The sequence below is a fragment of the Lysobacter sp. ISL-50 genome, from assembly GCF_018612875.1.
In the GTDB taxonomy this organism is placed as follows: Bacteria; Pseudomonadota; Gammaproteobacteria; order Xanthomonadales; family Xanthomonadaceae; genus Lysobacter.
In genome coordinates, this window is sequence record NZ_JAGGRI010000004.1 from 220,251 (window position 1) to 232,991 (window position 12,741).

Below are 12,741 nucleotides of genomic sequence, written 5' to 3' on the forward strand. Positions count from 1 at the left end.
GGCTCAGAGCGATTCCTCAGTTCTTGCAGCGCGCCGCCGTGGAGCCTTCCGGCAGGGTCACGTCGACCGCTTCCCAGGCGCAGGCCACGGTCTTGACCGCGCTGGCCTTGAGCAGGCCGCGATCGACCAGATCCTGCGCCGCCGTCTGCGTCGCCACGCGCGCATCCGGATAGGTCGCCTGCGAGGTCAGGTACAAGGTGTTGGCGCGGTACCAGATCTGTCCGGCGACGGTCGGGGTCAGGCCCTTCAGGCCGGTCGCGCCGTTGCAGACCAGATCCGACGGCAACACGGTCTTGCGATGCGACTTCGGCACCTTCTGGCCTTCGGCCAGCAGGTAGAAGAAGTGGTTGCCGATGCCGGAGGTGTAGTGCGGATCGTGCGCCTCGTTCTGCGGATCGAAACCGCCGGCCGGGTAGCAGTCGAACGAACCCACGCCGGCGGCGTTCTTGTCCAGGCTGGGCTTGAACATGAAACGCAGCGGCACGCCGCTGAGCATCACGTTCTCGCCGATCAGGTAATCCGGCGGGTCTTTCGGGCTGTTGTCGTAGAACTCGACCAGGGTGCCGTGGACGTCGGAATTGGCTTCGTTCAAGCCGCCGGCATCGCCCGAGTACAACAGGCCCGAGGTCGCCTGGGTCACGCCGTGCGACATCTCGTGGCCGGCCACGTCGAGCGCGACCACCGGGTTGGACAGGCCGTAGTCGCCGTTGCCGTAGACCATGCGCTTGGCGTCGCCGTCCCAGAACGCGTTGGTGCCGCCCGCGTCGAGGAAGAAGAAATACGTGAAGGTGACATTGACGAAGCTCTGCACGCCCAGGCCGTCGCCGAAGATGCCGGCGCGGTCGTAGTACTTCTTGTAGTAGTCCCAGGTCTTCGACACACCGTAATGCGCTTCCACGCCGGTGCGTTCGATGTTGGTCATCTGCTCGTTGCCCCAGACGTTGTCGGCATCGAACATCGGCGGCGCGGTGAAGTCGCCGCCGCCGAACACCAGGTCGACGACCGTGCCGCCGGTGTTGTGCACGGTGCCGCCGCCGCGCTTGTCGTCGCGCAGCAGGAAGCCGGCGCCGCGGCCGTCGCTTTCCTCGGCGCCGACCTTGCTGGTGGAGATCGGCACCTTGCCGCGGGTGATGGTGAAGCCTTCGCCTTCGGCCGCTTCGGCGGTGTAGATGCGGCTGTCGCGGCCGAGGAAGCTGCCGTTGCCGGCATCGACGTAAATCAGATCATGGACCGGACGCTCGGCCTTGTTGAGGCCGCGGAAGCTGACTTCATACGCCAGCTTGGGCTGGTTGTTCTGGGCGAAATACACCGTGCGCGATTTCGGCGCCTCGATGAAGCGGCCGGAGAAATGCACGCCGGCGTCGGCGATCGCCTGGCTCTGCGAGAGCTTGGGCGTGATCGAGCCGCCGTCGCCGAGCTTGAGGTCCAGGGTCTTGCTGATCGAGGTCAGCAGGCCGCCCTTGGCGTGGGTGACCAGATCGCCGCCGATCACCGGCAGGCCCTGGTATTCGCGCTGGAAACGCACGTGCTCGCTGCCGTCGGCTTCGACCACGACATCGCGCGGCTTGTAGCTTTCCGCCGCCATCGCGTTGGCGCCGGCCTTGGCCAGGCCTTGCGCGCCGGCGCTGCCGGCCTTGCTCGCCTGCAGCAGTTCGCGCGCGCGCTGCACCGCCGGATGGCGTTCCAGTTGCGCGGCCGGGGTGGCGCCGGAGACGGCGCTGGCATCGGCGAAGGTGTTTTCCGCGGTGGCGCGGACGCTGGCGTTGGAACGCGCGGACGCATCAGGCGCGCGCGCCGCCGCATTCGCCGCCGCGCCGGTCTGGGGGACGCTGCGAGCGGCATCATCGCGATGCGCGGTGACCAGCGCGGTCGCAGTGGTGCCGGTGATCGCAAGCAGGATCGATGCGGTCAGCACTCGTTGTTTCATGGACATGCGAAGTTCTCCGAGTCATGCAAAGCAATAAGGAAGAAAGAAAGCAAAATCGCCGTTCCGCGATCGAGGTCGCGAAATCGGCGTTACTGCACAACGGCAGGGAGCTTGTAATGCTTGGGAAGACGCGTCCTACGACGAGGAAGGACACGCGTTCTCCACCGTTTCCCTATCAATGCGAACGCTCTCGGATGCGTTTCACCCCACCTTGCGGGCACGCGGGTGACGTATTTCCTTCACGAAATGCGATGCGCGTCTAACGCAGGCTTACGGTTGAAGACACGCAGCAAACGCCGAAAGGCCGCGAAATCGCAGCCGATGGGCAAGTATCGTGGCGAGGGCGACAGGCGCGTGGCGCCTGCGATGGACTGCATCCGCGTGCGGCGCGATCGCCGCGCGCGTCAGCGCCGCGGCGCCGGCATGATGTGCGACAGGAAAATCCGCCGGTCTTCGAAAATGCGGATCGCCACGGCGACGCCGAGCTGCACCGACAGGTGGAAGGCCTCGTTCTTGGCCGCGGCCGAAGCGGCGGCGACATTGTCGAAACGCTCCTCGGCCACGTCGCACGACAAGGTGCGGCCGAGGTAAGTGGATTCGTTGAGTTGCACCGTGTAGGGCATGGGGTCGCGACCATCGAATGAAACGGGATGCCCCGACCCAGCTTGACCGCTTGCTCAAGGCGGCGACTTATTCCCTTGCTGAGCGGCGTCCGTTGCCGGCGCATAAGTCGTGCTGTCGGGGCGTGCATAAGGTGACTTAGCGACCAAGGATTTACCCTCAGGAGACCCCAGCCCGTGCTGTAGGGAATTCCTTACAACCGCGTGACCGCGGTCACGTCCGCAACCCCCGGCAGGGCGCTCTTTGTGGGAGGGCCCTTCAGGCCCGATGCTTTCGGCTCCGGTCGCATCGCACCTTCATCGGCCCCCACAAGCGACGCGATCCCCCCAACCGCCTTGCCGCCGCATGAACGAACCCCGCAAACCCCGCGCGCCCCTCGACCTTAGGCGGATTCACCGCGCCGGCAATGCCTCTAGCGTGTCTGCGCCGCAGCGCTGCGGCCCCGACAGGACCGTCCATGTTCGCGACCGCCACGACCACGGCCATGCGACCCGCGCCGCGCGCGCGGCGGCTATCGTCCCGTTCGCGCCATCTTCTGGCGACGCTGTGCCTGCTCACGCTCTGCGCAGGCGCCCCGGCCGCGAGCGGTCGCGGCGCCCTGCCGTCGCTGCCGTTCCTGGTGCACGCCGCGCCGCCGGCTCAGGACGCGCCCGGCAGCAGCGGCCCGCCCAGCCACAGCCAGCGCGCCATCCAGGCGCTGACCCAGGCGATGAGCATGGTCAAGGGCAGGCCGATACGCAGGAAATCGCTGAAGCGGTACTGGCCCGGGCCGAGGATGAGAAGGTTGCCGTGGTGACCGATCGGGGTCAGGAACGCGGCCACCGCGCCCAGCGCCGTGCACACCACGAACGGCGTCGGCGGCAGGCCCAGCGATTGCGCCAGTGAGATCGCGATCGGCCCCAGCAGCACCGTGGTCGCCGCATCGGACAGGATCTGGGTCAGCAGCGCGGCGACGGTGAACATCACCAGCAAGATCGCCAGCGGCGACCAGCCCGCGATCACCTGCAGCATGCCCTGCGCCAGCAACTGCGCGGTGCCGGTCTGCTCCATCGCCACGCCCAGCGGAATCACCCCGGCGATCATCACGAAGATACGCACGTCGATTTCGCGATAGGCCTGTTCGACATCGACGCAGCGCGTGGTCACCATCGCCACCGCGCCCAGCAGGAACGCCAGCGACGCCGGCAGCCATTCGGTCGCCGCCGCGACGATCGTCATCAGCAGGATGCCCAGCGCCAGCGGCGCGCGCACCCGCCGCCGCGCTTCGCCGGCGAACGGCACCAGCATCAGGAAGCCGTGGTGCGCGGCGAGTTCGGCGAAACGCGCCGGCCGGCCCCACAGCACCAGCAGGTCGCCCTCAAGCAGGCGCGCGTCGGACAGACGCGGCGCGACCGCGCCCTGGCGCCGCCACAGGCCGGCGATCACGGCGTGGAAGCGGCGCGCGAAATCCAGCTCGCGCACGCTGCGGCCGATGAATTCCGAACCCGGCGCGACCAGCGCCTGCACCAGTTGCGGTTCGCCGTCGCCGTCTGCGTGCTCGCCGAAGCGCTTGATCGCGTTGAGATCCAGGCCGGCGTCGTCGTGCAGCGAGGCGAGCGCGTCGGCCGAAGCCTCCACCAGCAGGATGTCGCCGCTGATCAGGGCGCTGCCCGGGCCCAGATCCTGGCGGCGCTGGCCGTCGCGCAGCCAGCCGGTCAGCACGAAGCGATCGCCGAGCGCCTTCTGCAGTTCCGACAGCGGACGCGTGCTCCAGCGCGAGCCTTCGACGATCACCAGCTCGGTGCGGTAACGGTCCAGGCGCAGGTAGCCGTCGTCGCCGTGTTCGCCGCCGCGCTTGGGCAGCACCCAGCGCGCGGCCAGCATGTACAGCACGCCGACCACCACCAGGGCCAGACCGATCGGAGTGATCGAGAAAATCCCCAGGCCCGGCGCGCCGGTGCGTTCGATCAGATTGTCGGCGAGCAGGAACGCCGGCGCGCTGACGAGCGTCAGGGTCGTGCCCAGCGAGGCGGCGAACGACATCGGCATCAGCAGGCGCGACGCCGACAGGCCGCGCGATTTGGCGAACCGGGTCAGGATCGGCAGCATCATCGCCGTGACCATGACGTGGTGGGTGAACGAGGACAGCGCCGCCACCGCCGGCATGGTCACCGCGATCGCGCGGCTCTCGCTGCGGCCGGCGGCGCGGCCGATCCACTGGCCCAGGCGCTCGGTGATGCCGGTCGCGGCCAGGCCGCCGGAAATCACGAACACCGCCGCGACGATGATCGCCGGTTCGCTGGCGAAGCCGGACAAGGCCTGTTTGGCGTCCAGCACCCCGCTGAGCACCAGCGCCAGCAGGGTGATCATGGCCGTCACATCGACCCGCAGGCGTTCGCTGACGAACAGGTACAGGGCGGCCGCGAGGATCAGCAGGAAGGCGATCTGAGAAAAGTCCATTGCGCGATTGTGCTTGAGCCGGCCGTGTCCAGGCCGTGTGCGCCGTCCACCGCGCCGTCACGGCGGCATTGGATACACTCCCCGGTCACTTCGGACCCCCTGTGCGATCACAGCGTTACCGCGATGACCCTGCCGCACCCCACGATGCCGGCCAGCAAAGCCGCCGACGACCGCTTCCGCCTGGCGATGGCGGCGTCGAACATCGGCATGGCGATCGTTTCGATCGACGGCATCTGGCTGGAGGTCAACCCGGCGTTGTGCGCAATGCTGGGCTACCGCATCGACGAATTGCGCGGTCACCACTACAGCGAAGTCACCCATCCCGACGATCTGGCGATCAGCGACAACCTGGTCGCCGCGCTGGTCAGCGGCGCGCTGGCCTCGGTCGATGAACACAAGCGTTACGTCCACCAGGACGGCAGCGACGTGTGGGTGCAGCTGAACATCGCGGTGATGCGCGACGAAGACGGCAAGCCGCAGTATTTCATCTCGCACATGCGCGACATCCGCGACGAGCGCGAAGCCGATCTGGCGCGCCGCGCGCGCATGGCCGAGCACGGCGCCGCGCTGGACGCGTCCAACCGCCAGCTGCAGTTGTTCGCCGACGCGGTCGCGCACGACCTGCGCGCGCCGCTGCGTTCGATCGAAAGCTTCTCGGCGCTGCTCGGCGAGCGCGCGGCCGAGCGCTTGAACGAAACCGATCGCGATTACCTGACCCGGATTCGCGCCGCGGCTTCGCGCATGACCGGCCTGCTGGCCGCGCTGACCGAGCTGTCGCACGTGACCCGCGCCGAGATGCGCATCGCCCCGGTGGACCTGAGCCTGCTCGCCGACTGGGTCGGCGCCGAGCTGCAGGACGCCGATCCCAGGCATCGCGGCGAAGTCAGCGTGCAGCCCGGTCTGCAGGTCGAGGGCGACGAGCGCCTGCTCAAGCTGATGCTCAATCAACTCATGCACAACGCGTGGAAATTCTCGTGCGAGCGGGCCGGCGGCGAACCCGGCGGCGAGCTGGTTCCGGTACGCATTCAGGTGCGCGGCGAGGTGGTCGGATCGCGCCTGCAGTTGTCGATTCAGGACCACGGAGCCGGTTTCGACATGCGTTATGCTCACAAGCTGTTCGAGCCGTTCCAGCGCCTGCACGGGCCGGATCAGGGCGGCGGTCACGGCCTCGGGCTGGCGATCGCGCGGCGGGTCGCCGAGCGTCATCGCGGCCAGTTGCGCGCGCACTCCCAGCCCGGCGCGGGCAGCACGTTTACAGTCGAACTGCCCTTGCGGTCCAAGGGCGAGGAAAGCGCAAATGCATAAGGAAATCCTGCTGGTCGAGGACAACCCCGACGACGTCGAGCTGACCCGGCTCGCCTTCGACGAGGCCAAGATCGCCAACAGGCTGGTGGTGATGGGCGATGGCGCCGAGGCGCTGGATTACCTGTTCGCCCGCGGCCGTTACTCCGATCGCGATCCCACCGATCTGCCGTCGATCGTGCTGCTGGACCTCAATCTGCCCAAGGTCGATGGCCGCGAAGTGCTGCAGGCGATCCGCGCCCACGAACCCACCCGCACGCTGCCGGTGGTGGTGTTGACCACCAGCACCGAGCCGTTCGACGTCGAAGCCAGCTATGCGCTCGGGGTCAACAGCTATATCCAGAAGCCGGTGGATTTCGAGCAGTTCGTGTGGGCGGTGAAGCAGGTCGGGTTGTATTGGCTGGTTTTGAATCATCCGCGTAATCCCTGATTGCTTCGCGGATATTCGGGGATAAAGGCAAAAGCAAATCCCCCCTGGCCCCCCTTTTTCAAAGGGGGGAACCCCTTCGGATACGGCAGCGTGATTTGGCAGTGCGCCGCACAGCCGCGTCCTGTTTACGAGCGCATCAATTAGCCCCCTTTGAAAAAGGGGGCAGGGCGCCTGCGAACAACCGTGACCTGATCGCCGCGCCAGCGCCGGGGGATTTGCTGCCCACCTCAACGCCGCATAGCCGCGTCCCGTTTACGAGCGCGTCAATTAGCCCCCTTTGAAAAAGGGGGCAGGGCGCCCGCGAACAACCGTGACCTGATCGCCGCGCCAGCGCCGGGGGATTTGCTCCCCACCTCAACGCGCCGCACAACCGCTTCCCGTTTACGAGCGCATCAATTCGCCCCCTTTGGAAAGGGGGCAGGGCGCCCGCGAACAACCGTGACCTGACCGCCGCGTCAGCGCCGGGGGATTTGCTCCACGCCGCAGCGCGCCGCACCACACTTACCCCCCGCCGTACAACCGTTCCGCCCGCTGAAACAAAATCCAGCTGGTCGCGATGTACTTGTCCCCGCCCTTGGGCCGGTTGCCGCGATGGGTGTGAGTGAACGCCGCCGGCGCGATCAGCAGATCGCCCGCGCGCGGCGCGATCTTGCGGCGCTGGTAAAGAAACTCGGTCTCGCCTTCGCTGAAACCGTCGTTGAGATAGATCGTCCACAGCACATGCCGGTGCAGGGTTTCCGCGGTCTGGTCGCGCGGATACAACTCGCAGTGCCAGTACGGATAGCCGCCGCGATCGGCGGTGTAACGCTGCAGGTTGATCGCGCCCGGACGGAACACAGTCTGCGCGATCGGCGCCAAGGCGCCATCGTCCATCTGCGCCATGCGCTCGGGCGTGAGGCGATGGCGCTTGCCGTCGGCGGCCGGCGCTTCGAGCATCAACGGCGCGATCATGGTGTGCGGATAACGCCGCAGATACTTCAGCAAGCCGCGGAACACCGCCAAGTTCAGCGCGACCTCCACGTCCTTCCAACCTTCGCGGCCGGTGATGGTGAGATCGCGGCTGTCCTTCAGATCCGGCATCACGCCGCCGCCGACACGGCCCGGTTCGCTGTCGCGGCTGGCGTCGAAGCGGCGCACCAGTTCGGCGCATTCCTCGCGCGTCAACGCCTGCGGATAGACCTCGATGAAATCATCTGAGCCGGTGAGTGCAACGGAATCGGGCGTTGAGGACATGGCGGGCGCTGGGTGGTGAGAGAACGCGCGAACGGCAAGCGCGTGGAAAGCGGCCATCCTCGCACGGGGACCCGGGGTTGCAAAAAGGCAAGGTGGGAACGGCCTGCCGGCGGCCTCGTCGCGCAAGCGTCTCAAAGATTCGCTGGACGGGCCTGAACGCCTTTGCCGGCCCAAGCCGGGCAGGCGAATACCCAGCGTGCGAATTTCATCGCGTGTTGCGACAGCGCAATGTCCTCACGGCGGCCACGCGCCGCTGGATGTCCATAAAATTCTTCGAACTCATGGCCTTGCGAACTTGGCACGGCTCTGGCGCCGGCCCTGCCCGTCTGCCTCGATCGCCCCGATGCGAATGCCGCGAGAGCGTCCCGTCTCGGAGATCGCTGCCATGCCCTGCTCGCCCTGGCATCCCACACCACCCCGGTGGCCTGATCTTCGCCATATTTTTATGTGACGCGCGCTTGCAGCGAAGCGAATCGCGATTGCGCGATGCATCGCGGCGGCACCAGAATCGCGCCACCCACGATCGCGATATCGAGAACTGCCGCCGATGAATCACTGGTCTGTTCCTGCATCGGCGGCGTGGGCTCGGTTATGAATCTGCATTGGCGTTTGTTCGTTTCGTCCAAGACCGAACCGGCGGCGCGCAAGCTCGCGGCGGGGCATTTCCGCCGCGCCCAGGTCGAGGTGTCGGCGTTGACGGTCGCGCCCTGCGAAAAGGGCGGCTACAAGATCCAGGCGCGCAGCGAGCACGCGACCTCGTCGTGGTCCGACAGCGTGGTGGCGGCGATCGCCCTGGCCCAGCGCACCGGTCTTGGCTGGAGCCTTGATGGCCTGATCATCGATGAGCTGGCGCTGTGGAGCACGAAGGCCTCGACCGCGGGCATCGATGCGATCGAAGTGGTCGTGCGCCGGATCGAACCGGTGGCGACGGATGGCGCGGACGAACCGGGCGAGCGAGCGACGGCCTAAGCCGTGCGGATGGTGTCGTCGTCGATCTCTTCCTCGCCGCCGCGCATGCCCAGCCGCTGCATCAACCGGTACAAGGTCACCCGCGACACGCCCAACTCGCGCGCCGATTCGCCCAGGCGCCGGCGGTTGCGGTGCAAGGCGCGTTCGATGGCGTCGCGCGTGGCCAGGTCGCGGGCTTCTTCCAGAGTCATCGGCACGCCGTCGGCGGCATCGTCGATGTGCAGGTCGGCGGCGGTGATGTAGCGGCCTTCGGCCATGACCACGGCCTGGCGCACGCGGTTGATCAGTTCGCGCACGTTGCCCGGCCACGGATGGCGGTGCATGGCCTGGCGCGCGCACGGCGAGAAGCCCTTGATGCCGCGCGAGGTTTCCTGCGAATAGCGTTGCAGCGCGTGGTCGGCGATCAGGTCGATGTCGCCGCCGCGTTCGCGCAGCGGCGGCTGTTGCAGGCGCAGCACGCACAGGCGGTGGAACAGGTCGGCGCGAAAGCGGCCGTCGGCGATGGCCTGATCGAGATCGTGATGGGTCGCCGAGACGATGCGCACGTCCACCGGAATCTGTTCGTGCCCGCCCAGGCGCTCGATCGAGCCTTGCTGCAGGAACCGCAGCAGCGAGGCCTGGCTCTCCATCGGCAGGTCGCCGATTTCGTCCAGGAACAAGGTGCCGCCGTTGGCCATTTCGATCCGGCCGAGCTTGCGGTGCTGCGCGCCGGTGAAGGCGCCGCGCTCGTGGCCGAACAATTCCGACTGCACCAGGTTGTGCGGAATCGCGCCGCAGTTGATGGCGATGAACGGATTGCGGCTGCGATGCGACTGGCGGTGCACCGCCATCGCCCCCAGTTCCTTGCCGGTGCCGGTCTCGCCGGCGATGAACACCGGCGCGTCGGTGGAGGCGGCCTTGTGCAGGCCGCGGCACAGCGCGCGGATGGCTTCGCTTTCGCCGATCATGCCGTCCACGCCGCCGCTGCACAGCACGTCGGCGCTGCCGGCGCCGCAGGCCAGCGCGGCCATGCCGTAGGCGTGGCCGATCACCGTGTGCAGCACCGCTTCCGGGCAGGGCAGGGTGACGTAGTCGTAGCAGTAGTCGCGGATCAGCCGGCGCGCGGCTTCGTCGTCGAGCTGGGCCGAGGCGACGCCGGCGATCCAGCCGGCGTTCTGCGCGGCCAGGGCGGGGCCGAGTTCTTCCAGGTCGCGCGCGTCGAAGCCTTCGCGCAGATCGACCAGCACCGCATGCGGCAGGCGCGGGCTGGACTGCAGTTGCCGCAGCGCGGCGCGCGCGTCGGGCGCGCGGCGCAGCGTCCAGCCCAGGTTCTGCAGCGGAGCGAGCGCGTGCATGCGTCCGGCGCCGCCGGGGCTGAGGTAGATGAGTTCGCGCGCGCCGTCTCCGCGCGCGGCGGCGGCCCGCGCGGACGCAGGCTGCGTTGCGGAGCGACTCCCCAAGTCGCCACGGATGCCGTTGGCCATAGCTGTATTCCCCGCCGGCGCAAGGCGCCTGCAATTACCGCAAGTAATTACTCCAACGCAGAGTCCGGCGAAAGGCGGTCACCGACGGCCGGTAGGCCGGGCTTGCTGCGTTTATGCGGGCGGCTCGGCCGGGCGCAAGAAACGGGCCACGCAGCGCGCGCAATTGTTTCGATCTAAGCGCGGCGACACGCAGCATACGGCGAAGCATGTTGGCGACGGCGGAACGCGCACGCGCCCACGCCGCGACGATGCTTTCACTGCGGTGCGCGACGTCCACGGCGATGCGCGGCGCCAAGCGCCCACGCCGTCCTCATCGATAGAACTACATCGGATATTTACTTCGCGTGCGTCGCGGCGATCACCCACGCCCGCTCACCGCCGCCAACCGGGTCCCTGGTTGGCGGGGAAAACCGGCGGCGGAACCGGCCCGGTTCCGCCGCCCGCGCATCACGCCTGCTCGGCGTCGAACTCGTGGTGATAGCGCACCGCGGTCTCGACCTCGGCCTTGCTGCCCAGGAACACCGGCACGCGCATGTGCAGGCCGGTGGGCTGCACTTCCAGCAGGCGCTGGCGGCCGGTGCTGGCGGCGCCGCCGGCCTGTTCGACCAGGAAGCTCATCGGGTTGGCTTCGTACATCAGCCGCAGCTTGCCGCCCTGCGCCGCGCACTTGGCGTCGAGCGGATAGCTGAAGATGCCGCCGCGGGTCAGGATGCGGTGCACGTCGGCGACCATCGAAGCCACCCAGCGCATGTTGAAGTCCTTGCCGCGCGGGCCTTCCTTGCCGGCCAGCAGATCGGTCACGTAGGCCTGCATCGGCGGCTGCCAATGGCGCTGGTTGGACATGTTGACCGCGAATTCCTTCGTGTCGTCCGGGATCTGCATGCCGCGCGTGGTCAGCACGAAGCTGCCGACTTCGCGGTCGAGCGTGAACGCGTGGGTGCCGTTGCCGATGGTCAACACCAGCATGGTGCTGGGGCCGTAGGTGGTGTAGCCGGCGCAGACCTGCTCGGTGCCGGGCTGCAGGAAGTCCTGGTCCTGCGCCTGGGTCACGCCTTCGGGCGCGCGCAGCACCGAGAAGATGGTGCCGACCGAGATGTTGACGTCGATGTTGGACGAGCCGTCGAGGGGATCGAACAGCAGCAGGTAGTTGCCGCGCGGGTAGACGTCGGGGATCGGATGCGAGGTGTCCATTTCCTCCGAGGCCAGGCCGGCGAGGTGGCCGCCCCAGGCGTTGGCTTCGAGCAGGATCTCGTTGCTGAGCACGTCGAGCTTCTTCTGCGCCTCGCCCTGGATGTTCATGCTGGCCGCGCCGGGCGTGCCGGCATCGCCGAGCACACCGCCCAGGGCGCCCTTGCCGACCGCGATGGAGATCGTCTTGCAGGCGCGGGCGACGACTTCGATCAGCAGGCGCAGGTCGGGATTGATGCGCCCGGCGCGCTGTTCCTCGATCAGGTAGCGGGTCAGGGAGATGGAGGTGTTGCTGGGGCTCAGGACGGAGGACATGGGCTCGGGGCAGTGGCGGCGAGGGGCGCCATTGTCGCCGATGCGGGTGACCGGACGCAGACCGCCGGCGCGTGCGCATTCAGTTTTTTGCGCGCCGGATCGGGGTTCAGCGACGGGCAGGGCGGGGCCGCCGCCCGGGCGCCGCGCCGGTTCGCTCAGTTGTCCGCCGCGCGCGTGCGTTCGCTCAGCTGGATCGAATCGGCTTCGCGGCGCAGATGCCGCTCGGTCACCCCGAAGGCCTGCGCGACCTCGCGCTGGCTGCGCCCGGCGCGCACCGCGGCGCGGATGGCGACCCGGCGCAGGCCGACGAACACGCCCCAGGCCGAGGGGATCTCGATGGTGCCGGCGGCGCTGGCGCGGTCGAGCAGGCGGCGATGGGTGGCCGGGTCCAGCGACACTTCGAGCCGGTCCGAGCAGGCGACGCGGCCGCGCGGCAGATACAGCCGGCGCCCGCCGTGGCGCAGCACCAGCCGCAGCATCGCCTCGAATCCGCTCAGACCAGCGACCTCGGCCGCGACCCACGGCAGCGAGGCCAGTACCGCCACGCGATGGTCTTCGCAGAACCGGCACAGCGAGTCGAAGTCGTCCGTGTCCGGCGGCGGCAGTCCGGTGAAGCACGGATGCGCGGCGGTCGCGGAGTCGGCGGGGGGCTGCAGACGAAGTTCGGAAGTCATGCCCGGCAGAACGCGGCGCTGCGAGGAACGTGAATGGCGCGGCCGCATCCAAGCTTGCATGCACGGATCGACCCGCGCCGGGTGCGCGCAAGCAAACGCGCAAGTCGCCGCAAAGCGCGAACGAACCGGGATCGGTGCCTGCGCGCGCGGTCCCCATGGCGCAAACGCGGAACCCAGGCG

At 68.1% G+C, this 12,741-nt stretch carries 10 protein-coding genes; 3 read left to right on the forward strand and 7 right to left on the reverse strand.

The window, feature by feature from the left end:
• Positions 1 to 16 precede the first annotated feature (16 nt).
• The 3 genes from J7J50_RS03470 to J7J50_RS03480 all read right to left on the reverse strand — a co-directional run bounded on the left by J7J50_RS03470 (position 17) and on the right by J7J50_RS03480 (position 4,987).
• Positions 17 to 1,933, reverse strand: a complete 1,917-nt coding sequence (locus J7J50_RS03470; RefSeq protein ID WP_215055089.1) for a M4 family metallopeptidase — start codon at positions 1,931 to 1,933, stop codon at positions 17 to 19.
• Positions 1,934 to 2,331: 398 nt separating this feature from the next.
• Complete coding sequence (locus tag J7J50_RS03475) at positions 2,332 to 2,550, reverse strand: hypothetical protein (protein ID WP_215055088.1); 219 nt, start codon at positions 2,548 to 2,550, stop codon at positions 2,332 to 2,334.
• 637 nt (positions 2,551 to 3,187) lie between these two features.
• The gene (locus J7J50_RS03480) at positions 3,188 to 4,987 is read right to left on the reverse strand and encodes an SLC13 family permease (RefSeq protein ID WP_215055086.1); all 1,800 of its coding nucleotides are present in this window, start codon (positions 4,985 to 4,987) and stop codon (positions 3,188 to 3,190) included.
• A gap of 123 nt (positions 4,988 to 5,110) precedes the next feature.
• On the opposite strand from J7J50_RS03480, the gene J7J50_RS03485 reads away from it, so the two are divergent.
• A complete protein-coding gene (locus J7J50_RS03485) occupies positions 5,111 to 6,292 on the forward strand; it encodes a PAS domain S-box protein (protein ID WP_215055084.1) in 1,182 nt (393 codons plus the stop codon).
• The gene (locus J7J50_RS03490) at positions 6,285 to 6,719 is read left to right on the forward strand and encodes a response regulator (protein ID WP_215055082.1); all 435 of its coding nucleotides are present in this window, start codon (positions 6,285 to 6,287) and stop codon (positions 6,717 to 6,719) included. Before J7J50_RS03485 ends, J7J50_RS03490 begins: the two co-directional genes overlap by 8 nt.
• A gap of 501 nt (positions 6,720 to 7,220) precedes the next feature.
• Here the strand turns inward: J7J50_RS03490 and J7J50_RS03495 are convergent.
• Positions 7,221 to 7,952: a 2OG-Fe(II) oxygenase gene (locus J7J50_RS03495; protein ID WP_215055080.1), complete on the reverse strand. Its 732-nt coding sequence runs from the start codon at positions 7,950 to 7,952 to the stop codon at positions 7,221 to 7,223.
• Positions 7,953 to 8,543: 591 nt separating this feature from the next.
• Between J7J50_RS03495 and J7J50_RS03500 the strand changes: the two genes are divergently transcribed.
• Positions 8,544 to 8,921 carry a hypothetical protein gene (locus tag J7J50_RS03500; RefSeq protein WP_215055078.1) on the forward strand — a complete coding sequence of 126 codons (378 nt, stop codon included), beginning with the start codon at positions 8,544 to 8,546 and terminating at the stop codon, positions 8,919 to 8,921.
• Here J7J50_RS03500 and J7J50_RS03505 read toward each other — a convergent pair.
• The 3 genes from J7J50_RS03505 to J7J50_RS03515 all read right to left on the reverse strand — a co-directional run bounded on the left by J7J50_RS03505 (position 8,918) and on the right by J7J50_RS03515 (position 12,561).
• Positions 8,918 to 10,384 carry a sigma-54 dependent transcriptional regulator gene (locus J7J50_RS03505; RefSeq protein WP_285222262.1) on the reverse strand — a complete coding sequence of 489 codons (1,467 nt, stop codon included), beginning with the start codon at positions 10,382 to 10,384 and terminating at the stop codon, positions 8,918 to 8,920. The genes J7J50_RS03500 and J7J50_RS03505 overlap by 4 nt on opposite strands.
• 447 nt (positions 10,385 to 10,831) lie before the next feature.
• Positions 10,832 to 11,887 carry a class 1 fructose-bisphosphatase gene (locus J7J50_RS03510; RefSeq protein ID WP_215055075.1) on the reverse strand — a complete coding sequence of 352 codons (1,056 nt, stop codon included), beginning with the start codon at positions 11,885 to 11,887 and terminating at the stop codon, positions 10,832 to 10,834.
• A gap of 155 nt (positions 11,888 to 12,042) precedes the next feature.
• Positions 12,043 to 12,561 (reverse strand): hypothetical protein, encoded by a 519-nt coding sequence (locus tag J7J50_RS03515; protein WP_215055073.1) that lies wholly within the window; start codon positions 12,559 to 12,561, stop codon positions 12,043 to 12,045.
• Between the last annotated feature and the right edge of the window lie 180 nt (positions 12,562 to 12,741).